Here is a 13501-nt window from a genome sequence, read left to right on the forward strand (position 1 = left end):
TGGCGATGATTTTTGACGCATCGAAGGTGCGTCGTAGGGAAGGTAAGCAAGATGGTACAGGTGAGAGCACACCAGCCGATCAACACTGACGGCAGTATCAATCTCGAGGCATGGCTGGATCATGCGGTCAGTGTCGATCCGGCACTGGACCGTGAAGCCTTGAAGGCCGCCTGCGAGTTCGCCCGTGAGTCTGAGCAACAGGACAACGCGGCGAAGAACCTGTGGGCCGAAGGCACTTCAAGTTTTCGCACCGGCCTTGAGATCGCCGAGATCCTTGCCGATCTCAAGCTGGACCAGGATTCGCTGATCGCCGCCGTGCTCTATCGCGGCGTGCGCGAAGGGCATATTCCGTTGCCGACGGTCAGCCAGCGCTTCGGTGCGGTGGTGGCCAAACTGATCGACGGCGTGCTGCGCATGGCCGCCATCAGCGCCAGCCTCAGCCCGCGCCAGTCGATGGTGCTGGGTACCCAGGGCCAGGTCGAGAACCTGCGCAAGATGCTGGTGGCGATGGTCGACGACGTGCGCGTGGCCCTGATCAAGCTGGCTGAACGCACCTGTGCGATCCGTGCGGTCAAGAACGCCGACGACGAGAAACGCAACCGCGTCGCCCGCGAGGTCTTCGATATCTACGCGCCCCTGGCGCACCGCCTGGGTATCGGCCATATCAAGTGGGAGTTGGAGGACCTGTCCTTCCGATACCTGGAGCCCGATCAATACAAACAGATCGCCACGCTCTTGCACGAGCGCAGGCTGGATCGCGAGCGCTTCATCACCGATGTGATGAACCAACTGCGTTCCGAGCTGCAGGCCACCGGGGTCGAGGCTGACATCAGTGGCCGCGCCAAACACATCTATTCCATCTGGCGCAAAATGCAGCGCAAGGGCCTGGCTTTCAGCCAGATCTACGACGTGCGTGCCGTGCGCGTGCTGGTGCCGGAAATGCGCGACTGCTACACCGCGCTGGGTATCGTCCACACCCTGTGGCGGCACATTCCCAAGGAATTCGACGACTACATCGCCAACCCCAAGGAAAACGGCTACCGCTCGCTGCACACAGCGGTGATCGGCCCCGAGGGCAAGGTCCTGGAAGTGCAGATCCGCACCCATGCCATGCACGAAGAGGCAGAGCTGGGGGTGTGTGCGCACTGGCGCTACAAGGGCACCGACGTCAAGGCCGGCTCCAATCAGTACGAGGAGAAAATCTCCTGGCTGCGCCAAGTGTTGGAATGGCACGAAGAACTCGGCGACATCGGCGGCCTGGCCGAACAACTGCGGGTCGATATCGAACCGGACCGGGTCTACATCTTTACGCCGGACGGCCACGCCATCGACTTGCCCAAGGGCGCCACGCCGTTGGACTTCGCCTACCGCGTGCACACCGAGATCGGCCATAACTGCCGGGGCGCCAAGATCAACGGGCGCATCGTGCCGCTCAACTACAGCCTGCAGACCGGCGAACAGGTCGAGATCATCACCAGCAAACACGGCACCCCCAGCCGCGACTGGCTGAACCCGAACCTGGGTTACATCACTACATCGCGGGCGCGGGCCAAGATCGTCCATTGGTTCAAACTGCAGGCCCGCGACCAGAACGTCGCCGCCGGCAAGACCCTGATCGAACGCGAACTGGCGCGCCTGGGGCTGCCCCAGGTGGACTTCGACAAGCTGGCCGAAAAGGCCAATATGAAGATTGCCGAAGACATGTTCGCCGCCCTCGGTGCCGGCGACCTGCGCCTTGCGCAGTTGGTCAACCTGGCCCAGCAACTGGTGGAGCCGGAGCGCGGCAACGAACAACTGGAGCTGATCCCACGCAAAGCCACCGGCTACAAACCTGGCAAGCGCGGCGATATTCAGATCCAGGGCGTGGGCAACCTGATGACGCAGATGGCCGGTTGCTGCCAGCCGCTGCCGGGCGATGCCATCGTCGGCTACATCACCCAGGGTCGTGGCGTGAGCATTCACCGTCAGGACTGCGCTTCGGTGTTGCAGCTGGCCGGGCGTGAGCCGGAGCGCATCATCCAGGTCAGTTGGGGGCCGGTACCGGTGCTCACCTATCCGGTGGACATCGTCATCCGCGCCTACGACCGTTCGGGGTTGCTGCGCGACGTCTCGCAAGTGTTGCTCAACGAGCGAATCAACGTGTTGGCGGTCAACACCCGCTCGAATAAAGAGGACAACACCGCGTTGATGTCACTGACCATCGAGATTCCCGGGCTGGATGCGCTGGGGCGGTTGCTGGGGCGGATTTCCCAGTTGCCGAACATCATCGAGACGCGGCGTAATCGCACGCCATCATGAGTAGCCCGATGTACAGCCTCGAAGACCTGCTGCACCTGATGAATCGCCTGCGGGACCCGCAATACGGGTGCCCGTGGGACATCAAGCAAACCTACGCGAGTATCGTCCCGCACACCCTCGAAGAAGCCTACGAGGTGGCCGATGCCATCGAGCGTGGCGACTTCGATCACTTGCAGGGCGAGCTAGGCGATTTGCTCTTTCAGGTGGTGTATTACAGCCAGCTGGCGCGGGAAGAAGGGCGCTTTGAGTTTGCCGGGGTGGTCGACAGCATTACTCGCAAGCTGATTCGGCGTCACCCCCATGTGTTCCCGACCGGCGATCTGTATGCGCCGCTGGATGTCCCGCGACTCAGCGAAGAACACGTCAAGGAACGCTGGGAGCAGATAAAGGCCGAGGAGCGCGCGGAAAAATCCGACGCTCCGCAGCAGCTTTCACTGCTCGACGATGTGCCCAGCGCCTTGCCGTCCCTGTCTCGTGCCGCCAAGTTGCAGAAACGCGCCAGCCAGGTCGGTTTCGACTGGCCATCGGCCTTGCCGGTGGTGGACAACGTGCGCGAAGAGTTGGATGAAGTCCTCGAAGCCATGGCCGATAACGACCCGGCGGCCATTGCCGATGAAGTCGGCGACCTGCTGTTCGCGGCGGTCAACCTGGCCCGTCACCTCAAGGTCGACCCCGAAACCGCGCTGCGTGGCGCCAATGCCAAGTTCGAACGACGCATCCGATTTATCGAACAGGCATTGCGCGAGACCCAGCGTCCCATGGAAGATTGCACCCTCGAAGAGTTGGACGCCCTATGGGGCGAAGCCAAACGTCAGGAAAAGAACGTGTCCAGCTGCGGTTGAGCAGTTGCCTAAGTGAGTAAGCACCATGAGCCTTTCCCTTCGCGACCAGTTGCTCAAAGCAGGTCTGGTCAATCAAAAGCAGGCCAAGCAGGTCGGCAAAGAGAAACAGAAGCAGCAACGCCTGGTCCACAAAGGCCAGGCCGAAGCCGATGACACCCAGGCGCGCCTGGCCCTTGAGGCCAAGGCCGAAAAGATCAAGCGCGACCAGGAACTGAACCGCCAGCAGCAGGAAAAAGCCGAGGCCAAGGCCCGTGCGGCCCAGGTCAAGCAACTGATCGAAACCTCGCGCCTGCCCAAGCTGACCACCGAGGACTACTACAACTTCGTGGATGACAAGAAGGTCAAGCGCCTGTCGGTCAACACGTTGATGCGCAACAAACTGAGCAACGGCTCCCTGGCGATCGTGCATCACGGCGGCGGTTATGAAGTGATCCCACGGGAGGCCGCGTTGAAGATCCAGGAGCGCGCACCCGAGCGCATCGTGCAGCTCAATATCCTCACCGAGAGCCAGGTGCCGGACGAGGATGATCCCTACGCGGCTTACCAGATCCCTGACGATCTGATGTGGTAAAGAGCCGGCTTGTTGTGGTGAGCGGGCTTGCCCCGCGTTGGGCTGCAAAGCAGCCCCAAAACCTGGTTGAGATTCTGTCTGACGGAATGCGTTAGCCGTGCTCAGGGCTGCTCCGCAGCCCAGCCCAGGACAAGCCTGCTCACCACAACCCTCTACACGATTTCGGGTTTCAGGCGCTTTCTGCCTGGCGTCTCATCTCGAGCATTTCAAGCTCGTTCTTATAGTTCTGAGCGTCGCTTTCGTTATGAAACATGCCGACCAGCAGGTCTTGTTGGTGTACATCCCAGATGTGAATCCCATGGCCCAACGCTTCATGGGACATATGTGCATCGTCGCGTTCAGTTACTTTTACAGTCATCTGCTTGCTCCAATCTCTGGTGGATCTGCGGCAAGTCGTCGCAGGCTTTTGTTATATGTTTTGTTAGCTTGCTAAGTAAACCGGTTTTGCCTGCAACAATTCATTGCATGAAACGCAACAGTGCTGCAGGCCCCGTAAACCGCGACATTGCGCCGCAGAGCCGTGGGCTTGATGACAAAAGTTTCATGTGAAAGGGCTTGCCCCACCCTGTGCGAGCGAGAAAAACAGGCGAAAAAAAGCCCCGCATTCGCGAGGCTTTCAGTCTTATCGATCGATCAACTGCCTTTGACCGCTTTACCGTCAACGGTGCCGTCTTGCAGCATGATGTTGTATTCCTTGCCGTCGGTCTCAACCTGGCGCAGGGCTACCAGAATGCCGCCCTGGTCCTTGGCAAACCACATCTGGGTGATGCGCTTGCTTTGCGTCGGATCACGTACCCGCTCGACCTTGATGGCGTCGATGGAGCCGACCTTGGTCTGGACCTTTTCCGGGCCGATCACGCGGAAGTCGTAGGTGTCGACATCAGTGCCTTCCACCACGTTGTAGCTCATGCTCTTTTTGCCGGCCGCGACATCGCGCTGCAAGGCCAACTGGTAGGTCGACTTATCGAGCATGCCGCTTTGCAGAGGCACATTCACGGCGTCTTTGTTTTCGAAGCCGGTGACTTTCTTGGCTGCCTGATCGAAGTCCAGGTTGATTTTCTTGGCTTTGCCCAGGCCGCCGCGTTCGAAGGTGTAGCTCTTCGGTTGCAGGCTGTCCTTGTCAAACAGGATCACGCTGGTTTCAGTCAGGCTGGCAATCATCATGGAAGCCTTGAAGTTCAAGGTCCACGTGCCGTCGCTATTCTTGGTCAGGCTGCGTTCGGCCGAACCACTCATGGGCAACTGTTTCCAGTCGGCGGTGTAGCTTACGGAGAAGGGATGAAGGTCTGCCGCTTGCACCGCAGGCAAGGCGAACAGCGCAAAAGCGAAGAGCAAGGCACGACGCATAAAATCTCCTAGGTTCGAATCAAGTGGCCGCTGGCCGCGAGTAACTGGCCGTCCAATAATGCACCCTGGTCACCGAGAATCAACCGCCCCTCGGCAAACCAGCGAACCGCCAGCGGGTAAATCCTGTGTTCCTGGGTGTGAACCCGTTGCGCAAGCGTCTGCGCCGAGTCATCCGACTCTACCGGAACCACTGCCTGTACGACCAGAGGCCCGCCATCGAGTTCCTCGGTGACGAAGTGCACGCTGCAGCCATGCTCGCGGTCACCGGCATCAATGGCACGTTGGTGCGTGTGCATGCCCTTGTATTTGGGCAGCAGGGAAGGGTGGATATTCAGCAGGCGCCCGGCGTAATGGCGCACGAAGTCAGCGCTGAGGATGCGCATGAAACCGGCCAGTACCACGAGCTTGGGATCGAAGGCGTCGATCAGTTCCACCAGGGCGCGATCAAAAGCCTCGCGGCCGTCGAACGCCTTGTGATCCAGGGAGCGGGTTTCGATTCCCGCGTCCCTGGCGCGTTGCAGCCCATAGGCGTCGCTACGGTTGGAGATCACCGCAGCGATGCGCACCGGGCTGTCGCCGGTGCGCGTGCTGTCGATCAGGGCCTGCAAGTTACTGCCGGTGCCGGAGAGCAGCACCACGACATCACAGGTTGCCGGCATCAGTGCGCCTTAAGGTTCTTCAGTTCAACCTGGGCCGCGCCTTCCGGAGCGGTGGCGATCTGGCCGATGACCCAAGGCTGCTCGCCGGCTTCGCGCAATACGTTCAGCGCGGTTTCCACATGTTCCTGCGCTACGCAGATGACCATGCCCACGCCGCAGTTCAGCACACGGTGCATTTCGGTTTCGTTGACGTTGCCTTTTTCCTGCAACCAATCGAACACCGCAGGACGCTGCCAGCTGGCGACGTCGACAATAGCCTGAGCGCCTTTTGGCAGGACGCGCGGGATGTTGTCCAGCAGGCCGCCACCGGTGATGTGGGCCATGGCCTTCACGGCGCCGGTGTCCTTGATCAGCTTGAGCAACGGCTTGACGTAGATGCGGGTCGGCGCCATCAGCAGGTCGGTCAGTGGCTTGCCGTCGAGCTGGGTGTTTTCGATGTCGGCACCCGACACTTCGATGATCTTGCGGATCAGCGAGTAGCCGTTGGAGTGCGGACCGGAGGATGGCAGGGCGAGCAGGGCGTCACCAGCGGCCACTTTGGAGCCGTCGATGATTTCGGCTTTTTCTACAACGCCGACGCAGAAACCGGCCAGGTCGTAGTCTTCGCCTTCGTACATGCCAGGCATTTCAGCGGTTTCGCCGCCTACCAGGGAGCAACCCGACAGTTCGCAGCCAGCGCCGATACCGGTGACCACTTGTGCGGCGGTGTCCACGTTCAGCTTGCCGGTGGCGTAGTAGTCGAGGAAGAACAGCGGCTCGGCGCCACATACCACCAGGTCGTTGACGCACATGGCCACCAGGTCGATGCCGATGCTGTCGTGCTTGTTCAGGTTCAGGGCCAGGCGCAGCTTGGTGCCCACGCCGTCGGTGCCGGACACCAGGACTGGCTGCTTGTAGCCGGCCGGGATCTCGCAGAGGGCGCCAAAACCGCCCAGGCCGCCCATGACTTCGGGGCGCGCAGTGCGCTTGGCGACGCTCTTGATGCGTTCGACCAATGCTTCACCGGCGTCGATGTCTACACCGGCGTCCTTGTAGCTCAGGGAGGGTTGCTTGCTCATGATCCAGGCCTTTAGGGGGGATTTCTGGGTAACGACCGAGCGGGCGGGGGCTTTTGTAAAGAGGCCCAGCCGTTGACGGTCTGCGAAGGCGCGCGATTTTATCAGGCTTGAGGGGCAGCGGCCATCCTCGGGCCGACGGGCAGGGCCATATCGGCTAAAAAAGGCGATTAAAAAAATGCTAATCGACTCGGCTTCAGCGCCTATTAAGGTATAGCCTTGAACCCGCTAGTACTGTGACAGTACGAAAACTTACCGAGACCCCGTGAATGTTTTACCGGTCGCCGTGGTCCCAGCCCAGGCGAAACCGAGTTCGCGCGGTCTGTTCCAGCCGCTAAATCTGTCGTTCGGGAATCTTTCATGCGTCTGTGTAATGTGTTTTTTGTGGGCTGTTTGTCGTTGGTCAGCCTGGCGAGTCATGCCGAAACCCTCAACGGCCTTTATCAAGTACTTGAACCGGTCAGCAGCCAGTCGCCCCAGGAGCGCGACCAAGCCACCCAGCGCGCGGTGCAGACCCTGGTGATCCGCCTGACTGGCGATGCCAAGGCCGCCGAAGGCCCGGGCCTGGCGGCGGTACGCAAAGACCCGCAGCAGATCATCAGCCAGTACGGCTACGACGCCGGCCCGCCGGAAAGCCTGCAAGTGGATTTCGACCCGGTGAGCACCGATCGCGCATTGCGTGACGCCGGGTTGTCTATCTGGGGCAGTAATCGGCCCTCGATCCTGGGCTGGTGGCTGAATGATTCCACCGAGGGCAGCAGCCTGGTGGGCGACGGCCAGTCCGCCGCCCAAGCGCTGCGTCGTGCGGCGCAACACCGTGGCTTGCCGCTGCGTCTGCCATTGGGCGATCTGGAAGAGCAAGTAGTGGCCACCGCGCCGAACCTGGAGAGCGCCGATGCCACGCCGCTGCGGGCTGCGTCCGAACGCTACGGTGCCGATGCGTTGCTGGCGGTGCATGCGCGTCAAGAAGGTAATCAGTGGCAGGCCAAATGGCGCCTGTGGTTGGGCGACAAGGCTGATCAAGGCACCGCCGAGGGCGCAGACACCGCAGCGCTGGCGGATGCGGTGATGTTGGCCGTCAGCCAGAAGCTGGCGCCGCGTTTTGCGGTCAAGCCGGGCGTCAGCACCGAGCAGTTGCTGGAAGTGCAGGGCATGAATCTGGAGCGCTACGCAACGCTTGGGCATCTGCTTGAGCCGTTTGGCGGTCAACCGCTGCTGGTCGATGGCGACCGCATTGTGTATCGCGTGAACGGCAGCGCCGAGCAATTGCGTACCCAGTTGAGCCTGGCCAAGTTGCAGGAGGTTCCAGCGGCTGAAGCCCAGCCAGTGACCGACGGAACGCCACCGGCCGCTGCCCCCGAACCCCAGGCGCAACTGCGTTTTCGCTGGTAAACGTTCTTCCTTATATAGATAGAAGCAAACAGATGGAGTGGTTTATGGCGGATACGCGTCGTTGGGTGTGGCTTGGCGGGATTGTCCTGCTGTGCGTTTTTGTGTTCTTGCTGCATTCGATCCTGACGCCGTTCCTGGTTGCGTTACTGTTGGCCTACCTATTCGATCCCGTGGTGGATCGTCTGGAAAAAGCCGGCCTTTCGCGAACCTTGGGCGTGGTAACGGTGTTCGCGCTGTTCACCTTGATCGTCACGGCCCTGGTCCTGGTGCTGGTGCCGATGCTGGTCAAGCAGCTGTATCGATTGTATGAGCTGGCGCCGCAAATGCTCGACTGGCTGCAGCACACGGCGATGCCGTGGGCTCAATCCAAGCTGGGGCTGTCGGATGGCTTCTGGAAGTTCGACAAAGTTAAGGCGGCCATCAGTGAGCACATGGGCCAGACCACCGATATCGTCGGTGTGGTGCTTAGCCAGGCCACCGCTTCCGGGCTCGCGCTGATCGGTTGGTTGACCAACTTGGTGCTGATCCCGGTGGTGGCGTTTTACCTGCTTCGCGACTGGGACATCATGATGGCCAAGATCCGCAGCCTGCTGCCGCGTGACCGCGAAGAGCGCATTGTGTCCCTGGCCGAAGAGTGCCATGAAGTGCTGGGCGCATTCGTGCGTGGTCAGTTGCTGGTGATGCTCGCCTTGGGCGTTATCTATGCCGCCGGGTTGATGGCCATCGGCCTGGAGCTGGGCCTGTTGATCGGGCTGATTGCCGGTTTGGCTGCGATCGTGCCGTACATGGGGTTTGTGACCGGGATCGGCGCGGCGTTGGTGGCGGGTCTGTTTCAGTTCGGCGGCGATCTTTACCCGATGCTGGGTATCGTTGCAGTGTTTATGGTCGGCCAGGCGCTGGAAGGCATGGTGCTCACGCCGCTGTTGGTGGGGGATCGCATCGGTCTGCACCCGGTGGCCGTGATCTTTGCGATCCTGGCGGGCGGGGAGTTGTTCGGTTTTACCGGCATCCTGCTGGCCCTACCGGTGGCTGCGGTGATCATGGTGCTGGTGCGCCATGTGCATGATCTGTACAAGGATTCGGATGTGTACACAGGGGTCGAAGACCCCGACCTGTAATCGCAGTGTCACAAGCCCGGCGCAACGCCGGGTTTGTTGTTTATTCAGGCGTGGCGTCAAACAATTCGCGTAAAACCAACAAGTTAACGCAAACCTTTGATTTTGCTTGAGGTCTGCTGCATTGTGCGCCCGACGTCACGGGTATAAACTTCGCAAACTTTTCACAGAGGCCACTAACGGTTCGATGGGAGCCGTTCAGTCAGCATGAAACCGATTCAGCTGCCCTTGGGTGTGCGTCTGCGTGACGACGCCACCTTCATCAATTACTACCCAGGCGCCAACGCCGCTGCACTCGGCTATGTCGAGCGGCTCTGCGAAGCCGACGCCGGGTGGACTGAAAGCCTGATCTATCTGTGGGGCAAGCATGGCGTGGGGCGTACCCACCTGTTGCAGGCCGCGTGCCTGCGCTTCGAACAGATGGGCGAACCGGCGGTGTACCTGCCGTTGGCTGAGTTGATGGATCGCGGCGTCGGCATTTTCGACCACCTTGAGCAATACGAGCTGGTCTGCCTCGACGACCTGCAGGCCATAGCCGGCAAGGCTGACTGGGAAGAAGCGCTGTTCCATCTGTTCAACCGCCTGCGTGACAGTGGCCGACGCCTGTTGATTGCGGCCTCCACCTCGCCGCGGGAATTGCCGGTCAAGCTGGCGGACCTTAAATCGCGCCTGACCCTGGCGTTGATCTTCCAGATGCGCCCCTTGTCCGACGAAGACAAATTGCGCGCCCTTCAGTTACGAGCCTCGCGGCGCGGCCTGCATCTCACCGATGAGGTCGGGCATTTCATCCTGACCCGTGGCACTCGCAGCATGAGCGCATTGTTCGATCTGCTTGAACAGCTCGATCAAGCTTCCTTGCAGGCGCAAAGAAAATTGACGATCCCTTTTCTCAAAGAGACATTGGGCTGGTAACGCCTTGATTTTCAATGTTTCGGCACTTTTCAGGCGCCAGAAAACCTGCGTATGAGCCCGGCGAGCTACGCATTTTTGTCGATAAATGGAATTACGGCTTAGATGTCAGGGTCGAATCGGGAAGTCACAAAAGGCACGATTGAATTTGCAAATCGATGTGATAGAGGGCATAGTCGCGGCTTCTAAATCTATCAGCCACGGTCGTGCCCATGCTAAATCGCTTCGCACCCCTCGTGCCTCTCGCACTCGTCACCCTGTTGTTTGGTTGCGCGTCCCACCCTCAACAGGTGGCAGAACAGCAAAAACCACAGGTTCAAAACCAGGCAAAATTCGTCGCGGCGCAATCTTCCACTGTTTATGAGGAAGAAGTGGCGACCGAAAAAGAGCTGGCCGACTTTTCCGGCAGCAAGCCTTATCAACTCCCAGTTCTGGCCGACAGCATTCTTGAGCGCGGCATGTCCCTGATCGGTACCCGTTACCGTTTCGGCGGTACCTCCGAGGCCGGCTTCGATTGCAGCGGCTTTATCGGTTATCTGTTCCGTGAAGAGGCCGGCATGAACCTGCCGCGTTCGACGCGCGAAATGATCAACGTTAATGCACCGCTGGTCGCGCGCAACAACCTCAAGCCCGGCGATCTGCTTTTCTTCAGTACCAGTGGTCGTGGGCGCGTCAGCCACGCCGGTATCTATTTGGGCGATAACCAGTTTATCCACTCCAGCAGCCGTCGCAGCGGCGGTGTTCGAGTCGACAATCTGGGCGACAGCTACTGGAGCAAAACCTTCATCGAAGCCAAGCGTGCCTTGGCGATGGCTCCGACTACCGTTACCGCCAGCAAGTAAAGTTAAAGTGATACTTGAAGTTTGACGTGTAAGCGCTAGAATCCCTGGACATTGTTGTAATCGGTACGCGCGAGCTTTGCTTGCGCGTTCTGGTTTTCAGCGTTCGGCAGCGAAAGCCGCATCCAGACCAGGATTGTTCTGCACATGTCGACCTCGGCCCGCCTGATTCTTATCCTCTGCGCCGCGCTTATCAGCGCCTGCGCCAGCCGGCCACCGCCCGCGCCCGTCGCGGTCAAGCCCAAGCCGGTGTTCAACTATTCCACGCAAAGTTTCTCGCCTGCCGCCGAAGACGTGCTGTTTCGCGCGCTCGGCCTGGTCGGCACGCCTTATCGCTGGGGCGGCAACACCCCGGACTCTGGGTTTGATTGCAGTGGCCTGATCGGGTTTGTGTTCCGCGATGCCGCCGGCATCTCGTTGCCGCGCACCACCCGAGAGCTGATCGTGATGCGTGCCCAAGATGTGAGCGAGCAGAACCTGCAGACCGGCGACCTGCTGTTCTTCGCCACCGGCGGCGGCTCCCAAGTCAGTCACGCCGGTATCTATGTGGGTGAAGGCCGCTTCGTACACGCACCGCAAACCGGCGGTACGGTGAAACTGGACACCTTATCCAAAGCCTATTGGCAGAATGCCTACCTGAGCGCCAAACGCGTGTTGCCGGCTGAGCATTTGGCACGCAATCCTTAATCCAATGTGGGAGGGAGCAGTTCCCTCCCACATGGTTTTTGCGGTGTTTATTTAGCGGCCGACACCCGCCACACCTTGTTCCCCACATCATCGGCCACCAGCAAATCGCCTTGCTGATCAATCACCACGCCCACCGGCCGGCCCATGGCTTTTTCATCTTGATCGAGGAATCCGGTAAGTACATCCACAGGTTGCCCTTTCGGCTGGCCACCCTCGAACGGTACGAAGATCACTTTGTAGCCACTGTGTGGCTTGCGGTTCCACGAGCCGTGCTGGCCGATAAACGCGCCGTTGCTGAAGGCGGGTGGCAATTTGCTCCCTTGCGCAAACGTCAGGCCCAGTGAAGCGGTATGTGGCCCCACTGCATAGTCCGGGGCAATGGCTTTGGCCACCAAGTCCGGATTCTGTGGCGTGACGCGTTCATCCACGTGCTGGCCGTAGTAGCTGAAGGGCCACCCGTAGAAAGCGCCGTCTTTGACCGACGTGATGTAATCCGGCACCAAATCGCTGCCGATCTCGTCGCGTTCGTTCACTGCGGTCCACAGTTTGCCGCTCTGGGGTTCCCAGGCCATACCGTTGGGGTTGCGCAAGCCTGAGGCGAAGATGCGGTGCTGGCCGCTGGCGCGGTCCACTTCCCAGATCGCAGCGCGGCCTTGTTCGGCCTCCAGGCCATTTTCACCGACGTTGCTGTTGGAGCCGACGCTCACGTACAGCTTGCTGCCGTCCGGGCTGGCGATCACGTTTTTGGTCCAGTGGTGGTTCAGCGGTCCGCCCGGCAGCTCGACCACCGTGGTGCCTGCGGTCTTGATTGCAGTGGCGCCCGGTTGATAGGCAAAGCGCAGCAGTTTGTCCGAATCGGCGACATAGAGGTCGTTGCCCACCAGTGTCATACCGAACGGCGAGTTGAGATTTTCCAGGAACACCGTGCGGGTTTCCGCCACACCGTCGTGGTCGGCATCGCGCAACAGGGTGATGCGGTTCGGGCTGGGTACGCCGGCGCCAGCGCGGTCCATGACCTTTTCCATTACCCAACCACGAATGCCTTTGGCGTCATCCGGCTTGGGCGGCGCGTTGGTTTCCGCCACCAGCACGTCGCCATTGGGTAAAACGTACAGCCAGCGCGGGTGATCCAGACCTTCGGCAAAAGCGCTCACCTGCAAGCCTGGTGCTGCCGTGGGCTTGGCGCCGTCGGGCCAGCCGATGGCCGGGGCGATGTTGACGGTGGGGATCAGGGTCTTGTTCGGTTGCGGTAAGCGCGGCGATGGCCCCGTGCCGTCGCTGATCTGCAACGTGGAGCTTTCACCGCAGGCGGTGAGGCTGCCGGCGAGCATGATCAGTAAGGCGAGTCTGGTTTTATGCATGGTGTTCTCCTTGATACCTGTAGGGATAGAGGAGGGCGCGGGTGCGATGGTTCAAGAACAAGGCCGGCTTTAATTGACGCTCCACCCCCAACCCACTAACCTTCGCGGCTTGTTTCAGGTGCTCCGTGACCCACGGGTCGACGGAGTGAAACAGGGAAGCCGGTGAGTGAGCGCACTTGTACACAGTGTGGCCGCGATCCCGGCGCTGCCCCCGCAACGGTAAATGAGTCAAGACGCTGCCTTTGGCCACTGTATCCCCGCGATACGGGAAGGCGCAGCGTCGGTCTGTTCCTGGTTCGCCGGGAGCGGGCCACTTATGAGCCCGGAGACCGGCCTGGATCATTCAACAGCATCACGGTGGGCGATGCTTGGCTGTCTGATTGTGTTTTTCCCTGCCCGCCGTTTTTGTCCAGCCCCAACGGAGAG

General features: G+C 60.3%; 13 protein-coding genes and 1 riboswitch. Of the genes, 8 read left to right on the forward strand and 5 right to left on the reverse strand.

Annotated features, from left to right (window positions below; all coding sequences use genetic code 11):
- Positions 1-51 precede the first annotated feature (51 nt).
- From relA to ACFZPT_RS13780, 3 genes are read left to right on the forward strand one after another with little or no spacing between them, the layout of a single operon-like run.
- A complete protein-coding gene (gene relA, locus ACFZPT_RS13770) occupies positions 52-2298 on the forward strand; it encodes a GTP diphosphokinase (RefSeq protein WP_034114769.1) in 2247 nt (748 codons plus the stop codon).
- An 8-nt stretch (positions 2299-2306) separates the two neighbouring features.
- Positions 2307-3140, forward strand: coding sequence for a nucleoside triphosphate pyrophosphohydrolase (gene mazG / locus ACFZPT_RS13775; protein ID WP_099311976.1), 834 nt, complete (start codon positions 2307-2309; stop codon positions 3138-3140).
- A 25-nt stretch (positions 3141-3165) separates the two neighbouring features.
- On the forward strand, positions 3166-3711 hold the full coding sequence (locus ACFZPT_RS13780) for a DUF2058 domain-containing protein (protein WP_034099601.1): 546 nt from the start codon (positions 3166-3168) through the stop codon (positions 3709-3711).
- A gap of 169 nt (positions 3712-3880) precedes the next feature.
- On the opposite strand, the gene ACFZPT_RS13785 is transcribed toward ACFZPT_RS13780, so the two are convergent.
- The 4 genes from ACFZPT_RS13785 to purM all read right to left on the reverse strand — a co-directional run bounded on the left by ACFZPT_RS13785 (position 3881) and on the right by purM (position 6775).
- A complete protein-coding gene (locus ACFZPT_RS13785) occupies positions 3881-4069 on the reverse strand; it encodes a hypothetical protein (protein ID WP_034099600.1) in 189 nt (62 codons plus the stop codon).
- A gap of 275 nt (positions 4070-4344) precedes the next feature.
- Positions 4345-5058, reverse strand: coding sequence for a DUF3108 domain-containing protein (locus ACFZPT_RS13790; RefSeq protein WP_034099599.1), 714 nt, complete (start codon positions 5056-5058; stop codon positions 4345-4347).
- Between the two features lie 8 nt (positions 5059-5066).
- Positions 5067-5717, reverse strand: coding sequence for a phosphoribosylglycinamide formyltransferase (gene purN, locus ACFZPT_RS13795; RefSeq protein ID WP_034099598.1), 651 nt, complete (start codon positions 5715-5717; stop codon positions 5067-5069).
- Positions 5717-6775: a phosphoribosylformylglycinamidine cyclo-ligase gene (gene purM, locus ACFZPT_RS13800; RefSeq protein ID WP_034099596.1), complete on the reverse strand. Its 1059-nt coding sequence runs from the start codon at positions 6773-6775 to the stop codon at positions 5717-5719. Before purM ends, purN begins: the two co-directional genes overlap by 1 nt.
- A 357-nt stretch (positions 6776-7132) precedes the next feature.
- Here purM and ACFZPT_RS13805 point away from each other — a divergent pair, with 357 nt between their 5' ends.
- The 5 genes from ACFZPT_RS13805 to ACFZPT_RS13825 all read left to right on the forward strand — a co-directional run bounded on the left by ACFZPT_RS13805 (position 7133) and on the right by ACFZPT_RS13825 (position 11714).
- Positions 7133-8164: a DUF2066 domain-containing protein gene (locus ACFZPT_RS13805; protein WP_034099594.1), complete on the forward strand. Its 1032-nt coding sequence runs from the start codon at positions 7133-7135 to the stop codon at positions 8162-8164.
- Between the two features lie 44 nt (positions 8165-8208).
- Positions 8209-9282: an AI-2E family transporter gene (locus ACFZPT_RS13810; protein ID WP_379555427.1), complete on the forward strand. Its 1074-nt coding sequence runs from the start codon at positions 8209-8211 to the stop codon at positions 9280-9282.
- Positions 9283-9486: 204 nt separating this feature from the next.
- Positions 9487-10191, forward strand: coding sequence for a DnaA regulatory inactivator Hda (gene hda / locus ACFZPT_RS13815; RefSeq protein WP_034099591.1), 705 nt, complete (start codon positions 9487-9489; stop codon positions 10189-10191).
- A gap of 209 nt (positions 10192-10400) precedes the next feature.
- Positions 10401-11030: a C40 family peptidase gene (locus ACFZPT_RS13820; RefSeq protein WP_034099590.1), complete on the forward strand. Its 630-nt coding sequence runs from the start codon at positions 10401-10403 to the stop codon at positions 11028-11030.
- 144 nt (positions 11031-11174) lie between these two features.
- Entirely contained in the window at positions 11175-11714 is a 540-nt protein-coding gene (locus ACFZPT_RS13825) for a C40 family peptidase (RefSeq protein WP_034099589.1), read from the forward strand.
- Between the two features lie 47 nt (positions 11715-11761).
- On the opposite strand, the gene ACFZPT_RS13830 is transcribed toward ACFZPT_RS13825, so the two are convergent.
- Positions 11762-13075, reverse strand: coding sequence for a sorbosone dehydrogenase family protein (locus ACFZPT_RS13830; protein ID WP_034099588.1), 1314 nt, complete (start codon positions 13073-13075; stop codon positions 11762-11764).
- A gap of 99 nt (positions 13076-13174) precedes the next feature.
- Positions 13175-13428, forward strand: a riboswitch (cobalamin riboswitch).
- Positions 13429-13501: the final 73 nt, after the last annotated feature.

It is taken from the genome of Pseudomonas sp. MD330_10, assembly GCF_042610415.1.
GTDB classification, from domain to species: domain Bacteria; phylum Pseudomonadota; class Gammaproteobacteria; order Pseudomonadales; family Pseudomonadaceae; genus Aquipseudomonas; species Aquipseudomonas rhodesiae.

What these genes read in the sequence shown, in the direction of transcription:
- mazG (WP_099311976.1), top strand. Translation starts at nt 2,307, where the DNA reads ATGTACAGCCTCGAAGACCTGCTGCACCTGATGAATCGCCTGCGGGAC.
- relA (WP_034114769.1), top strand. Translation starts at nt 52, where the DNA reads ATGGTACAGGTGAGAGCACACCAGCCGATCAACACTGACGGCAGTATC.
- ACFZPT_RS13780 (WP_034099601.1), top strand. Translation starts at nt 3,166, where the DNA reads ATGAGCCTTTCCCTTCGCGACCAGTTGCTCAAAGCAGGTCTGGTCAAT.
- ACFZPT_RS13830 (WP_034099588.1), bottom strand. Translation starts at nt 13,075, where the DNA reads ATGCATAAAACCAGACTCGCCTTACTGATCATGCTCGCCGGCAGCCTC.
- purN (WP_034099598.1), bottom strand. Translation starts at nt 5,717, where the DNA reads ATGCCGGCAACCTGTGATGTCGTGGTGCTGCTCTCCGGCACCGGCAGT.
- ACFZPT_RS13805 (WP_034099594.1), top strand. Translation starts at nt 7,133, where the DNA reads ATGCGTCTGTGTAATGTGTTTTTTGTGGGCTGTTTGTCGTTGGTCAGC.
- ACFZPT_RS13825 (WP_034099589.1), top strand. Translation starts at nt 11,175, where the DNA reads ATGTCGACCTCGGCCCGCCTGATTCTTATCCTCTGCGCCGCGCTTATC.
- purM (WP_034099596.1), bottom strand. Translation starts at nt 6,775, where the DNA reads ATGAGCAAGCAACCCTCCCTGAGCTACAAGGACGCCGGTGTAGACATC.
- ACFZPT_RS13810 (WP_379555427.1), top strand. Translation starts at nt 8,209, where the DNA reads ATGGCGGATACGCGTCGTTGGGTGTGGCTTGGCGGGATTGTCCTGCTG.
- ACFZPT_RS13785 (WP_034099600.1), bottom strand. Translation starts at nt 4,069, where the DNA reads ATGACTGTAAAAGTAACTGAACGCGACGATGCACATATGTCCCATGAA.
- ACFZPT_RS13820 (WP_034099590.1), top strand. Translation starts at nt 10,401, where the DNA reads ATGCTAAATCGCTTCGCACCCCTCGTGCCTCTCGCACTCGTCACCCTG.
- hda (WP_034099591.1), top strand. Translation starts at nt 9,487, where the DNA reads ATGAAACCGATTCAGCTGCCCTTGGGTGTGCGTCTGCGTGACGACGCC.
- ACFZPT_RS13790 (WP_034099599.1), bottom strand. Translation starts at nt 5,058, where the DNA reads ATGCGTCGTGCCTTGCTCTTCGCTTTTGCGCTGTTCGCCTTGCCTGCG.